General features: G+C 48.5%; 14 protein-coding genes. 10 read left to right on the top strand and 4 right to left on the bottom strand.

What is annotated here, in order from left to right; genetic code table 11:
• The 4 genes from RIF36_RS02460 to RIF36_RS02445 form a co-directional block, all read right to left on the bottom strand.
• Complete coding sequence (locus RIF36_RS02460) at positions 1–381, bottom strand: endonuclease domain-containing protein (protein WP_350126685.1); 381 nt, start codon at positions 379–381, stop codon at positions 1–3.
• A gap of 286 nt (positions 382–667) precedes the next feature.
• Positions 668–994, bottom strand: a complete 327-nt coding sequence (locus tag RIF36_RS02455; RefSeq protein ID WP_350076773.1) for a PadR family transcriptional regulator — start codon at positions 992–994, stop codon at positions 668–670.
• Positions 995–1143: 149 nt separating this feature from the next.
• On the bottom strand, positions 1144–2031 hold the full coding sequence (locus tag RIF36_RS02450) for a hypothetical protein (protein WP_350126688.1): 888 nt from the start codon (positions 2029–2031) through the stop codon (positions 1144–1146).
• A gap of 91 nt (positions 2032–2122) precedes the next feature.
• Complete coding sequence (locus tag RIF36_RS02445; RefSeq protein WP_350076769.1) at positions 2123–2965, bottom strand: hypothetical protein; 843 nt, start codon at positions 2963–2965, stop codon at positions 2123–2125.
• 24 nt (positions 2966–2989) lie between these two features.
• Here RIF36_RS02445 and RIF36_RS02440 point away from each other — a divergent pair, with 24 nt between their 5' ends.
• The 10 genes from RIF36_RS02440 (at position 2990) to RIF36_RS02395 (ending at position 14767) form a co-directional block, all read left to right on the top strand.
• A complete protein-coding gene (locus RIF36_RS02440) occupies positions 2990–3166 on the top strand; it encodes a hypothetical protein (RefSeq protein ID WP_350076767.1) in 177 nt (58 codons plus the stop codon).
• Between the two features lie 104 nt (positions 3167–3270).
• Positions 3271–6366 (top strand): VPS10 domain-containing protein, encoded by a 3096-nt coding sequence (locus RIF36_RS02435; RefSeq protein ID WP_350126691.1) that lies wholly within the window; start codon positions 3271–3273, stop codon positions 6364–6366.
• Positions 6367–6471: 105 nt separating this feature from the next.
• Positions 6472–7137, top strand: coding sequence for an HAD family hydrolase (locus tag RIF36_RS02430; protein ID WP_350126694.1), 666 nt, complete (start codon positions 6472–6474; stop codon positions 7135–7137).
• Between the two features lie 119 nt (positions 7138–7256).
• Complete coding sequence (locus RIF36_RS02425; protein WP_350076761.1) at positions 7257–7718, top strand: GNAT family N-acetyltransferase; 462 nt, start codon at positions 7257–7259, stop codon at positions 7716–7718.
• Between the two features lie 62 nt (positions 7719–7780).
• Complete coding sequence (locus RIF36_RS02420; protein WP_350126697.1) at positions 7781–8140, top strand: SdpI family protein; 360 nt, start codon at positions 7781–7783, stop codon at positions 8138–8140.
• A 1-nt stretch (position 8141) separates the two neighbouring features.
• Positions 8142–9710 (top strand): sulfatase, encoded by a 1569-nt coding sequence (locus tag RIF36_RS02415; RefSeq protein WP_350126700.1) that lies wholly within the window; start codon positions 8142–8144, stop codon positions 9708–9710.
• A 73-nt stretch (positions 9711–9783) separates the two neighbouring features.
• Positions 9784–12537: a family 78 glycoside hydrolase catalytic domain gene (locus tag RIF36_RS02410; protein WP_350126703.1), complete on the top strand. Its 2754-nt coding sequence runs from the start codon at positions 9784–9786 to the stop codon at positions 12535–12537.
• Positions 12538–12578: 41 nt separating this feature from the next.
• The gene (locus tag RIF36_RS02405; protein ID WP_350126706.1) at positions 12579–13301 is read left to right on the top strand and encodes a class I SAM-dependent methyltransferase; all 723 of its coding nucleotides are present in this window, start codon (positions 12579–12581) and stop codon (positions 13299–13301) included.
• A 130-nt stretch (positions 13302–13431) separates the two neighbouring features.
• Entirely contained in the window at positions 13432–14076 is a 645-nt protein-coding gene (locus RIF36_RS02400) for a SatD family protein (protein WP_350126709.1), read from the top strand.
• A complete protein-coding gene (locus RIF36_RS02395; RefSeq protein WP_350126712.1) occupies positions 14060–14767 on the top strand; it encodes a DUF3307 domain-containing protein in 708 nt (235 codons plus the stop codon). The genes RIF36_RS02400 and RIF36_RS02395 overlap by 17 nt, the downstream gene beginning before the upstream one ends.
• The last annotated feature ends 21 nt before the right edge of the window (positions 14768–14788 follow it).

Genomic DNA, 14788 nt, shown 5'->3' with positions numbered 1-14788 from the left:
CTATTGTCTTTCAGTGCAGATAGTCTTTATCTGTTCGATCACTGATTTAATATTACTTTCAACTTCTGCATTAGTAAATCGGATAACTTTGACTCCAAGTTGCTCTATTTCTTCTGTCCGTCCAGCGTCGTATTCCATCTGTTCAGCCAAATCATGATACTCTCCGTCAATTTCAATCACTAGCCTGACTGGGTGGGAATAAAAGTCGGCAACGAAAGTGCCGATAGGATGCTGCCTTTTAAACCGAAGTCCCAACAGCTTGTTGGCCCGAAGCTCTTCCCATAGCAGCTTTTCGGCTAAACTCTGATTAGCACGAAGCTCCTTTGCATTTTCGAAAATTGTTGAAGAAGCATTATAAAACATATTTCTGCTATCCCCCATATGCGTTCTGTTTTAAGCAATCGTCATTTCTGGAAAAAGGGCCAGCTCCCTTTAGAGGTGCCCGGCTTAGGGTTGGGGCAAAATGGTGCTTTTTACAGAAACCTATCCTTGGTATTTGTATAAAGCACTCACTTTAATATTTTCTGTTTCAAATTTTCAACCTCCGTTGGCCCCTACCCTGCAGGGAGCGGAGGTTGAAAATTCATAGATGATTTTGGATTTAAAAGAATGCATTCCCCCTTTAGGGCTGGGGTAAAAATGCGTTCTTTTAGATCCCGATTATTAATCATTTAAACGCCACCTCCGGTATTGCACTCCACATGCCCAGCCGCTGCTCTTTGATCTCCTCCATCACCTTTCGCCCATATTGAGTCACAGTGAAATACCTTTTGCGCTTGCCTCCCCTCACCTGCGTGGCTTCGCCAAACTCTGAAGTCAAAAAGCCCTTTTTCTCAAGGCGACGGAGCACTGTCTGCAAAGATCCTATACTTACCGACCGGTTAAGCCTTTTCTCCATCTCTTCAATAATGGCTATGCCATAGGCCTCTCCATAGAGTATGGCCACAGTAAGCAGCACTACTTCTTCGAATTCTCCTAGTTGATATTTTCCCATTGCATTTATATTTACCTTAAACGTAGTTAATACTTTTCATGCGAGCAAGAGGTGATTAAAAATATTTACCTGTATTGTAGTTTATATATTCTAAAGCAAAAAAGGACTAACCAATTGGCCAGTCCCTTCAAACTGAAGTCCGCACTCACTTAGTCTCTCAACCTCCTTCTGACTACTTCCCTTCTCGCTCTCACATCCAGTTCTATTGTCTTTGTTTCTCCGTTGATAGTAACCTCTGCGAGGTTGTCGCACTCACCATCGCCATAGTCGATGACAATCGTTGCGCCTGGAGCAACAGTCTCAATCACACCCGACACCGGAAAGAAATAACCCTGAGCACCGCAACGTCTTTTGAAAACAAGTCGCTCAGTGATGGTGCTGCTGTATGCTTCCCCGTCTCTGTTCTGGCCCTCGGCTGAACCTTCCACAAATGACTCGTCCTGGGCCGGATTTTCTGCCCTGGCCCAGGTACGGGTGTGCTCTGAATCCCGGGTAGCAAAAGTGCCGTCGTTCCAGGTCAGTTTACCTCCTGCCAGCTGCGTCTTGAACTGAGGTGTGCTGGATTCATCGGCGGTGATATTGGTAATGGTGCGAACTCCTTCCACCTTTACACTGTCAATATAAAAATCTTCGAAGGTGACACTTCTGGTTGCTCCGGGGGCAAACCACCTGATATCACTATAGGTTACAATAATCTTCCCACTTCTTGTTCTGCCACCGTCTCCTTCGCAGCCGTCGCCGTAGTCAATAATCACTTTGTTGTTTTCATGGTCGTGCGTCACTACTGCACACTCTATCAGCGGATCACGCAATACCTTGCCACCACTGGCCTCGTCGTAATTAATGCCAGCTTCTACCACGTTGTCAACGTCCTCAAAAGCAACATCCATCGATGCTTCAGTGTCTACTGCCACGTCTTCGAAGGCCGACGCAGTAGCATCATCATTCAAACCATCCTCTTCGTTGTTGCAGGAAGCCAACCACACCATGGTTCCTCCCACCATTGTCATCATCATCAATCTCTTTAGCAAATTCATATCTAATAGAAGTTTGTTTGCTGCTTTGATGAGGCCGGGAGGAAAAGGTTTAATGTGGGATTAAAAAAATTATAGAAAATATTGAAATAGGTTAAAAATTATCATCAAGCTGCATTGTCGAAATCTCGCCATTTATCGTCGCCTTTACGTCGTCATCGCATTCTCCTTCGCCATAATCAATAATTAACCCAGCTCCTTTCATCGTGCTTTCGACCTTTCCTGAGGAAGGAAAAACCTTGCCTACCACCAGGCAGGTTCGCCTGAAGCTCAGCTGCGCCGTAACGATGCTGGTATACTCATAGCCATGCCGGTTAACACCAGAAGCGACTCCTTTCCAGCTATATGTGTTGTGCATCGGGAGGTGACCAAGATGAACGGTTCTAATCTGGTTCAATTGACGGGTGGCATAGGTGCCATCAGGCCATGTAAATCTTCCCTGTTCCCATTTTACCTCATATTTTCTTTCCTTTGGTGCTCCCTCTGACCGGTACCTGACCGACACTGCCCCTTCAACCAATACGTGATCCACCTGGAAATCATGAAAAGATATGTTGTAAGTCGCTTCATCAACCAGTCGCAGATCAGTGTAGTTAATCAACAGTAACCCACCTCGCCACACATCTCCGGCCCAGGCTCCTCCAGCCCCAAAATCAACACTGATGGTTTGGAGCTTTTTGTCATGGGCCACCACAGCACCCTGTAGCCATGGTTCCTCCGATTCCGATCCATCAACGGCCCACCTCATCGCAGCATCAATCACCTGGCCTATCAGCTCTGGCACAGTTGTCATAAAAGCATCTGATCGTAGCGAAGTATCCTGATAGCCGTCCGGCATCGGTGCCCGATCACCCTCTGGCTCAGGTGTGCAGGCATGTAAGGTCAAAAAAAGTGCAACAAAAAAAGCACAACAGGCAGGTCTTGGAGAGGCTTCCACAATTTCAATAGTTTAATAGTAGAAATGGTTAAGCCTGAAGGCGGATGCAGGCAAAGCACAAAGCGGCGAGACACACCTGTCTCGATGCCGGATCACAATACGCTCAGGACTATCTTCAATGGTGTAGCAGAATACCTCAAAACGTCCATCTTCAATTTCAAAAAAGCAGTCGTCATCTCTATCCCCCTGTTTGCAGGATAATTCAATTCACCGGTTACATATCTGTTTGATATAATTCACCGGCTGCGTAGCTTCCCAAAAAACTAATCAGAACAATGCAACATTTACCCAACAAACTTTGGAGCATGGCTTTCTTGCTCCTTTTTACAAGCTCCCTTTCTATGGGGCAGGCGCTCGACATGGAGCTGCTCAAAGGCATCAAACCACGCAATATCGGCCCCGCAGGCATGAGCGGCAGGGTCACTGCTGCCGACGTGGTGCAAAGCAACCCCGATATCATCTATCTGGGCACTGCATCCGGAGGCTTGTGGAAGTCGACCGGTGGTGGCACTAGCTGGACGCCCATTTTCACCAAAGAAAAAGCAGCCTCCATTGGCTCCATTGCTATCTATCAAAAATCACCCGACATCATTTGGGTGGGGACCGGCGAGGGCAACCCCCGTAACAGCCAAAGCATGGGCAATGGCGTGTACCGCAGCCTCGATGCCGGCCAAACCTGGCAGCACATGGGGCTGGAAAACACCCGCACCATCCACCGCATTTTCGTGCATCCCGACGACCCCAACACAGTGTGGGTAGGTGCACAGGGCAACGCCTGGGCCGACAGTGCAGACAGAGGCGTGTTCAAAACCACCGACGGAGGTAAAACATGGAAAAAAGTATTGTTTGTGAACAACCGCACGGGTATTGCCGATCTGACAATTGATCCAACCAACCCTAACAAGCTGATCGCCGGCATGTGGGAATACCGCCGCTGGCCATGGTTCTTTAAGTCAGGCGGCGAAGGGTCAGGCATTTATGTGTCTGTTGACGGCGGTGAAAACTGGACAAAGAGAACTTCTGACGATGGCCTGCCGGAAGGTGAAATAGGAAAAACCGCTATCGCTATTGCCCCATCCAACCCTGATGTGGTGTACGCACTTGTTGAAACTAAGAAAAACGCCCTCTACAAGTCGGTAGATGGAGGAAAGAAATGGAGCAAAGTGCAGGACCAGGATGTGGGCGACAGGCCTTTTTATTACTGGGATCTTCGTGTTGATCCGAAGAATGAGAACACCTTGTACAATGTATATGGCATCGTGAAAGTAAGTATCGACGGCGGAAAAACCTTCGAGACACTGGCCGGTGGCGACAAGGTGCACGTGGATCACCATATGTTTTATGTGCTACCTACTGACGCCTCTTTGATGCTTGATGGCAACGACGGTGGTGCCTACATCTCCCGTGACAGGGGCAAAACCTGGCGCTTTGTGGAAAACTTACCCGTAGGCCAGTTTTACCACGTGAATGTGGACATGGATACGCCCTACAATGTAATGGGTGGCATGCAGGACAATGGCAGCTGGAGAGGCCCAAGCCAGTCGTTGCACAACGGCGGCATCCGCAATGGCTACTGGGACGAGATCGCCTTTGGTGATGGTTTTGACGTGGTGCCCGTTCCCGGCGATCTGCGCTATGGCTACGGCATGTCGCAGGGTGGCTTCCTCTCTTACATCGACTTTGAAACTGGCTTCAGCCAGTTCATCAAACCTAATCACCCCGACAACGTGTTTCTTCGCTTCAACTGGAATGCGGGCATTGCCCAGGATCCGTTTGACGCCAATACCATTTACTACGGTAGCCAGTTTATTCACAAAAGCACCGACAGGGGACAAAACTGGAGCCTGATCTCCGGCGACCTTACCACCAACGACCCGGAAAAGACCAAGCTTGAAACTGGTGGACTTACCTTTGATGCTACGGGTGCCGAAAATCACTGTACCATTCTGGCTATTGCTCCAAGTCCGCTGGACAAAAACGTCATTTGGGCTGGCACCGACGATGGGAACTTACAACTCACCAGAGACGGCGGCAAAACATGGACGAACCTGTCCGCCAACATCAAAGGCCTGCCCAAAGGTGCCTGGATACCACAAATCAATGCTTCCACTTATAATGCAGGGGAAGCATTTGTGGTAGTAAACGACTACCGCCGGGGCAACTGGGCACCGATGCTCTACCAAACCAAAGACTTCGGCAAAACCTGGGTGAACCTGGTCAGCGAGCAGAAGGTATATGGGTATGTACTTTCCATGGTGCAAGATCCCATCGAACCAAAGCTCATATTCGTAGGCACAGAATTCGGTCTTTACGTTTCTATCGACGCCGGTCAAAACTTCACCAAATGGACGAACGACTACCCAACAGTATCGACTTACGACCTGAAGATTCACCCGAGGGAGCATGATCTTGTGATGGGTACTTTCGGGCGGGCACTTTGGGTAATGGACGATATCAGGCCATTGAGAGAAATGGCCAGCAAGGGCGCTCAGGTCATTGCGCAGCCGCTCTATGCTTACCCTGCACCTGACGCCTACCTGTTTGCCTACAAAGAAGCGGCAGGCACCCGTTTCCATGGCGACGCTATTTTCAGAGGTGACGACAGGGAACCCGGAGCGCTGCTCTCCTACTCTGTAAAAGCTACCTCGAAGCAGGACACCACCATCAAGTCGGACACTGTGAAACTGCAGATATCAGACGCCAGCGGCACCGTCATTCGCAACCTGTTTCAGGTGGTGGAAAAGCCCGGTCTGCAACGCATCGTTTGGGGTCTTGACAAAAAAGGCGTTCGCAGCCCTGAGAGTCCCAAGCCTAAAGCAGGCGCCGCCGAGCCAAGTGGCTTTAGCGTATTGCCCGGCACCTACACAGTAAAGTATACTTATGCAGGTAAAGAAGCTACGACCAAAGTAGAAGTAAAAGCCGACCCACGGTTTACATTCAACCAGTCGGCTGCTGCACAAATGAGCCAGCAGTTTGATCGTGTCAATGCGATCATGGAAAAGGCAACTGCTGCAGTGGATAAGCTCAACGATGCCAAAGCCACCATTGCCAAAGTAAATGCAGCGATGGAAGACAGCAGCATAGAAGGCAAGGAGGCACTCAAGAAACAAGGAGCCGAACTGGAGAAGAAGATCACTGAACTAAAAGAGCGGCTGAAGTCGAAAGAGGATGTGCAGGGTATTTACGATGACCCCACCGTAGCTTCCAGTCGTCTGTTCATGGCCATGTACCAGGTGGGCAATCCCTACAACAGTCTCAACACCAATCAGGAATGGGCGATTGCCCATGCAGAAAAGGCAACCGACGAAGGCGTAGCCAACGCTGATGCTTTCTTTAACACCGAATGGAAGGCCTACAAAGAAAAAGCCAGCGCCATCAACTTTTCTCCTTTTAAAGAATAACATAAATTCGGATCAAATGTCAGTCTGAGTCTGTCGAAGACGTCTTCTATGGGCCCAGACTGACATTTCTTTTTACCTTGCCACTATTCAACCAACAAAACTTTCATGCCCACATACAAAGCCATTATCTTCGATTTCGACGGCACATTACTGGACACCGAAACCTTTCACTTTCATATCTGGAACGAAATTCTTGCTGAATACGACATCGTAGTCAGTTATGAGGAATACCTCGATGAATTTGCCGGCGTACCTACTCCCGTCAATGCACAAATGCTGGTCGAAAAACACAATTTATCCATATCTCAGCAGGCGTTACTGGAGAAGAGAGAAAACCTGGCCTTGGAGCGAATGAAAACTGGCGACTTCAAAATGATGCCTCACGCCAGAGAAACACTGGACTTCTTTCTTGCAAAAGACTATCCAATGGCCCTTGCCACAGGCAGCCCCCGGCCCGACGTCGACTTGCTCATGGAACGAATGGATTTGGCGAAGTATTTCAAAATCACCGTAACCAGAGACGACGTAAAAGTAAGCAAGCCTGACCCGGAAAGCTACCAGAAGTGCGTCGACTTCCTGGGTTTTCCCAAGGCAGACTATCTTGTTTTCGAAGACACTCCAAACGGTGCGCTGTCTGCGAAAAATGCTGGTCTCACCTGCTTTGCCGTGCAGCACGATGTGCGGGAGCATCACCGGCTGCAACATGCCGACAAGCTCTTCAATGACCTGAAGGCTGCTATGGACTTCCTTAGAGGAAATAAGTTGATTTAGGCAAAGCCGTTGTGTGTCAAGAAAACACATTTCATGTTGTTTTTTATTTCACATTTTGCAGTAAATTAATGGGACAATGGGAGTCGATTGTTTAAACATCAGGAGCAGACTTTTTTTAGATGATAAGAAACTACCTACCCGACGACTACGCCAAAGTAATGGAAGTGTTCAGACTGAATGTACCTCAGTTTTTTGCCAGTGAAGAAGAAGCTGACTTAACGGACTACCTGAAAGAACACGGTGAGAGCTACTATGTGATTGAAGTAAAAGGAGAAATAATTGGGGCCGGTGGCCATCATTATCCACTGCCTGGCGTCGGTCGGCTGTCGTGGGACTTCTTCCGACCCGAAGTACAAGGCAAAGGCTGGGGCCGCAAACTGATCAACCACTCACTCGATGAAATCCGAAGCAAAAAACATGTGAAGCGACTGGAGGTGTGGACTTCCCAGCAATCCTATCAGTTCTACGCCAAGTTTGGTTTCAATGTCCATCGGGTGGAAAAAGATTTTTGGGCCAAAGGTTTCGACCTTTATCACATGGAAATGATCGCCGATAAAATTCAGAGGCCAGCCTTCTTCTAAACCTTCCGAAATACTGGTTTGTCTATAGGGAATTTTGTAAACTGAGTGGCAAAAAACTACCTATGGAGAACCTGTTTTGGATGCATTTTATTCTTGGCCCCTTCTTTCTTGGTATTGCTTTTCTTTTCAAAATATTCCCTCCCAGGAGCATCAATTACCTCTACGGCTACCGCACCAGGCGGTCGATGAAATCAGATACTGCGTGGCAAGCAGCTAACAAGCTAAGTGCCAACCTGATGGTAGGTGTTGGTCTTGCGACTTGCCTGGCTCAGGGCATTTTCTACTCGGTCGGCATGGCCTTCGAGGCCTATGTTGGTTGGTCAAGTGGCGTATTGGTCGTCCTTCTGCTGGCAACGATTCCTGTTGTTGAGGCACACCTAAAGAAGAACTTTGACGAGCAGGGCAACCCTATATCAGAATAACATGAAAAAGTATTTGACCGCTTCCCTGCTACTATGCATCCTGTGCGTGAGCTGTGAACAAAAAGCTAAAAAGAAACCCAATATCCTATTCATTCTTGTCGATGATCTGGGGCACAAAGACCTAAGTTCCACGGGCAGCCAGTTTTACGAAACGCCCAATATCGACAAGATAGCCGCTGAGGGTATGGCGTTCACTCAGGGGTACGCAGCCAGCCGGGTGTGTAGTCCGTCAAGGGCCAGTATCATTTCGGGACGATTTACGGCACGGCATGGTATCACCGACTGGATCGGGGCCAAATACGGCGAAGACTGGCGCACACTCAACAGGTTCGACAAACTGCTGCCAGCCGACTACACGCACTACCTCCCTCACGAATACGTAACCCTGCCGGAAACCTTAAAGGAAAACGGATACAAAACCTTCTTTGCCGGCAAGTGGCACCTTGGCGACAGGGGGTCGTATCCCGAAAACCATGGTTTCGACATCAATGTGGGAGGTTGGGATAAAGGCAGCCCCATGGGTGGCTATTTTTCACCTTATGAAAACCCGAAGATATCAGACGGCCCTGGCGGAGAGAACCTCTCCATCCGTTTAGCGCAGGAAACAGCCCATTTTATCGAGAGCCACAAAGACTCAACTTTCCTTGCCTTTCTGTCCTTCTACGCCGTCCATGCCCCTATTCAAACGGAAGAGGAAAAATGGGCAAAGTACCGCAGCAAAGCTGAGCAAATGGGAATTGCTAAAAATGGCTTTGAAATGGAAAGCGTGCTTCCTATTCGGATAACGCAGGACAATCCGGTGTATGCGGGACTCGTTGAAACCATGGATGAGGCCGTCGGCATTGTGCTCGACAAACTCAAAGCACTTGGCCTGGACGAAAACACGATAGTGGTATTCACTTCCGATAACGGCGGGGTTTCCTCCGGCGACAACTTTTCCACTTCCAACCTGCCGCTGAGAGGCGGCAAAGGCTACCAATGGGAAGGCGGCACGAGAGAACCTTTCTTCATCAAAGTACCCTGGCTGCAAAGCAACGGTGCCAAAAGCAATGTACCTGTTATCAATACCGACTTCTATCCTACCTTGCTGGAGCTGGCGAAAATACCGCTGAAGCCCAGCGAGCATATCGACGGCGTAAGCCTGGTTCCACTGCTGGAAGGAAAATCAATCGCCGAAAGGCCTCTTTACTGGCACTACCCTCACTACGGCAATCAGGGTGGTGAACCCTCCTCTGTGATCAGACTTGGCGATTGGAAGCTCATACACTATTGGGAGGATGGCAGAGAGGAACTCTACAACCTGAAAAACGATGAGGCTGAAAGAAACAACTTGGCTTCGAAGGAAATAGATACACAAGAAAAGCTTAGCAAGCAACTACTGGGCTGGCTGAAAGAGGTCAATGCCAAGCTGCCAGTACCTGACCCTGAATATGAACCAGCAAAAACAATTCAACGTCACGGAGATATTTTGAATAACCTATGGCCAAGACTAGAACAACAGAGAAAGGCCATGCTTACCCCTGGCTGGTCGCCCAATGCCGACTGGTGGGGAAGCAAAACAATCGACTAACAGGACACCACAGTATGGAAATGACTTTGCCTGTTAACATATTTACCTTAGCATCAATGCTTAACCGATACCTATGAGACTACTACTCCTACTTTCGCTGGCTATTCTGGCGAGCTGCACTACGAATGGCAACGAACCTGGTAAAATATCTCCCAGCAACCTCACCTGCGAGTACCTCGAAAACCCATCGGTGGTTGACGTGGCCCACCCCCGGCTAGCCTGGATCAACACTTCCATCGGCAACGAAAGAGGGCAAAAGCAAACCGCCTGGCAGGTGCGGGTAGCCAGCTCAAAAGCAGGCCTTGAAAACCCCGATTTATGGGACAGTAAGAAAGTTGACTCTGAACAAACGGACAGGGTCGAATATCAGGGAACTACTCTGGCCAGCAGAACCGAATGTTGGTGGCAGGTGCGGGTGTGGGACAAAGACGGCAACCCGTCCGGCTGGAGTGAGCCGGGGCAATGGAGAATGGGCTTGCTGGCTGAATCCGACTGGAAAGCGCAGTGGATCGGAGCACCCTGGCAGGGCGAAGAGGCGCTGCCTAAACCCGATGGAGGGCCGGATGGCAGACCCAAGAAATTCGCTGGCCCGGCTCCTATGCTTCGGAAAGAGTTTGAGATCACAAAAGAAATTGACAAGGCCGTGGCTTACGTGACTGGCCTTGGCTACTTTGAATTCTATGCCAATGGCGAAAAAGTAGGCGACGATGTGCTGGTGCCTAACCAAACCAACTACGGCAAGCGCCCCGGCTTGAATACTTCTTATATCAACGTGCAGGACGATTTTAGACGGTACAAAGTGATGTACCTGGCCTATGATGTCAAAGAGCACTTAAAGCAGGGCAAGAATGCCATTGGCAGCATGCTCGGGAATGGCTTTTACAACCCCGCCAAGTTCTGGACAGAGGGCTATGGTTCGCCCCGCTTCCTTGGACAAGTGCATATCACTTACAAAGATGGTACGGAAGAGGTGATCGTTAGCGATGAGAGCTGGAAAGCCTCACAAAGCCCTATTCTCATGGATATGGTTTACTATGGAGAAGTATACGATGCCAGAAAAGAGCAACCGGGTTGGAGTACTGCCGACTTTGACCAGTCTTCCTGGGAGCCCGTAGTAAAGAGAAAAGCGCCTGAGGGGGAGCTGGTGGCACACACTGCCTACCCCGATAAAGTTACCGAAAAACTGGAGCCCGTTTCCATAGAGAAGCTGGACAACGGCAACTACAAAGTCGACTTTGGGGTCGAAATATCAGGCTGGGTACGATTCAATAAAATAGAAGGGCCGGAAGGCCATCAGATCGACATCTCATTCAATGGCAACCTCTACTCTGGCGACAACACCTACATTTTCAACGGAAAAGGCCCCACCTCGTATGCACCCAGGTTCAACTGGTTTGTGTTTAGTGGCATCGAAATCAAAAACTGGCCGGGAGAGTTAAAAAAAGAACACCTTACAGCAGAAGCAGTCAATACGTATGTAGAGGAATCGGCGGTTTTTGAAACTTCCAACCAGTTATTCAACGACATCAACAAAATATGGCGGCGCAGTCAGACAGACAATATGCACGGCGGCATTGCCAGCGACTGCCCGCACAGGGAGCGCTCGGGATACACCGGCGATGGCCAGGTAGCCTGCTCCATGGTCATGCACAACTTTGACACAAAGAACTTCTACTACAAGTGGATACAAGACATGTATGAAGCTCAAAATGTAGAAACGGGTTACGTACCCAACGGCGCCCCCTGGCAGCCAGGTTGCGGCGGTGGTGTGGCCTGGGGGGCAGCCATTTGCATCATGCCATGGGAGTTTTACACGCAATATGCAGCGCTGGATATGCTGGAAGACAACTACGATGGCATGCAGGGCTATATCCGCTACATGCAAACGTGGGTAGATGAGGACGGCATCATGTTCTCTCAACGCAGAAATGGCTCTGGCGAAATCCTCAAGTGGTTCAACCTCGGCGAATGGGTATCGCCCGGTGAGTTGATACCTGATGACATGGTACACACTTTCTACTTCTGGCGGTGCGTTGAAATTGCCTCCAAAACTGCCAGGATATTGGGTAAAAAAGGAGAAGCGGAGGCTTATGAGTCTTTAGCGCAAACGACCACGCAAGCATTTTACAAAAAGTTCTACAATTCAGAAACAGGCTCCTATGGAAAAGGAGGTGGCAATGTCCTGGCTTTGAGAATGGGCGTTCCAGCCGGGCAGTACGACCAGGTGAAAGCTGCATTAATAGCAGATATAAAGGCAGATAACGGACATCTCGACACAGGCATTTTCGGCACCAGGTTCTTCTTTGAAGTGCTAGCCAGCAATGGCCTCAATAACCTGGCCTATGAGGCATTGAACAAAACCGATGAACCAAGCTTTGGGCATTGGCTGGAGCTGGGCTCCACCACTACCCGGGAACACTGGAGCGAAGATGGTTCATTCAACCACCCGATGTTTGGCGGTGGGCTGGTGTGGCTTTACAAGAACCTGGCGGGCATGCAAACCGATATTGCCGACCCTGGCTATAAGCACATCATCTTCAGACCACAGCCTGTTGATGAGCTTGACTTTGTCACTTATTCCAACAACACCATATATGGGCAAGCTGGAATTACCTGGAAAAACCAACCAAATGACTTTCAAATGAACGTTACCGTTCCTGTAGGAAGCACTGCAACCGTCTATATTCCTGCGAGTGAAAAAGAGGCGGTGACCGAAGGCGGTGAAAAAGCCGAAAATTCTGCCAGCGTCAATTTTAAAGGCATGGAAGAAGGCTACGCTATTTTTGAGGTCGGAAGTGGAAACTATAATTTCGTTGCAAAGAAATAAAAGCCGGAACATTCTCTCAGGTTTCTACGTGTTGCTTGCTTGTGAACACGAAAAATCACTACGACCAACACCTGTCACATTTTTACAGCTGGATGGTTGGCGACTTCGAGCAGAAGGCGGCAGAGCAGCAAACATTCTTTGAGAAAAACGGCATCATTCCCGAGTCGTTCGGTCTGGCCATTGACCTTGGTGCCGGCCACGGGCTTCAGGCAATTCCGCTGGCGAGACTGGGCTTCAGTGTCACTGCTATCGACTTCAGTGCTACGCTACTGAAAGAACTTGAGGAGCGCAAAGGCCGCCTGGATATTACGACTATCGAAGCCGATATAACTGACACACACTGGCACGGATCCCTCAAACCGGAGCTTGTTATTTGCATGGGCGACACCATCAGCCATTTGGAAAGCTTTGAACAGTTGGAATCCCTTACCCTAACAATGGCTAATCTGCTGACCAGAGAAGGAAAGCTTATCTATTCCTTTCGTGACTATAGCCAGGCGCTTGAAGACACGCAGCGGTTCATCCCTGTTAAAAGTGATAGTAACAGAATACACACGTGCCTGCTGGAATACCTCGACAATACGGTGAGGGTGACTGACCTGCTACACGAGAAACAAGGCGATATTTGGCAGCAGCAAGTGAGTTCGTACACCAAGCTTCGCCTAACCTCCGACATGGTCAGCGCAATGATCAAGAAATGCGGACTGAATGTGATAAGCGAGGGTGTCCACAACAGAATGAGCTACCTGATTGCTCAAAAGTAGCTGTTGGGGTGCTATTCGAGTTCCGCATCCTATGACTAGCTATTATCTGCTCATAGACAGATAATACACTTTATCTGCTTTAGGACAGATAAATTTGATTATCTGCTTATAGGCAGATATATTTGCAGTAATGAAGAAGAACCTGACAAGCGTCATCACGGGCGACATTATCAACTCACGCAAGGACACAAATACTGCGAAATGGATGAGTGCTTTAACAAAAGCACTAAATAAAGGGGGCAAGGAGCACAAGGATTGGGAAATCTATCGGGGTGATAGTTTTCAACTTGAAGTCAAAAATATTGAAGACGCTTTTCTAACCTGCATTCGTATCAAAGCAGTCATAAAGCAGTTCGAAGATCTTGATGTGCGAATGGCGATAGGAATTGGCGAGAAAACGTACGAATCGCCAAAAATCACTCAATCCAACGGTTCGGCTTTCATTAATTCAGGTAAAACGTTTGAGAAGCTTAAAAAAGAAACGCTGATGCTCAAGTCACCATGGGCTGAGTTTGACCGGCAAATGAATTTGCTTTTTTCACTGATTTCTCAAATAATGGATCAATGGACAGCACATTCGGCTGAAATCGTTATGTTGTCACTGGAAATGCCCGAAGCTACGCAGCAGGAAATTGCCACAAAACTAAAAATTACGCAAGGGCGGGTCAGTGAGCGGCTCAAAAGAGCAGCCTGGGATCAGATTGTCAATGTTGATCAACGATTCAGGGAATTAATAAAAAGCAATAAACAGGCAGGCAATGGCACTTTTTCTTAAGTTTTTACTAGCCCACTTCATTGGCGACTTCTGTTTCCAGCCAGACTCCTGGGTAAAAGATAAAGAGCAGCGCAAACTCAAATCCACCAGATTATATATTCACCTGGTCATTCACCTGGCCGCCGTGCTTGCCGTGCTGGGCTTCGACTCCCATTATTGGTTGGGCATCGTAACTATTGTGTTTACCCATTTCATTATTGACGTTTTTAAAATTTACGCTCAGAAAGACGACAACAAACAGCTGCTGTTTTTCGCAGACCAGATTTTACACATATTAATTCTGCTCGCAGTGGCTCATTTTTATCAGCCCTTCGATATGGACATGAGTGTCCTGATGAATGAAACATTGCTCATTCTTCTGACCTCTCTGGTGTTTGTTACCTATGTTTCGGCAGTACTGATCAAAGTGACTATTTCAAAATGGGCACCAGTGACCGACAATGACAATCATTCATCTTTAGAGAAAGCAGGCCGGTTTATTGGCATTTTAGAGAGGCTTTTCGTTTTTGGTTTCATTGTCACCAATCACTGGGAGGCTATTGGCTTTCTGCTGGCAGCCAAATCGGTGTTCAGGTTTGGGGATCTGAAAGACGCACATGATAGGAAACTAACAGAGTATATACTCATAGGCACACTATTGAGCTTCGGTCTGGCTATCGTTGCAGGCCTGGCTTATTCCTACCTCACCTAGTTCATAGCTAGATTAACCAAC

Origin of the sequence: Imperialibacter sp. (assembly GCF_040222815.1) — a bacterium.
In the GTDB taxonomy this organism is placed as follows: domain Bacteria; phylum Bacteroidota; class Bacteroidia; order Cytophagales; family Cyclobacteriaceae; genus Imperialibacter.
Note: the sequence above shows the minus strand (reverse complement) of the source record. Positions and strands in the feature narration are given on the sequence as shown.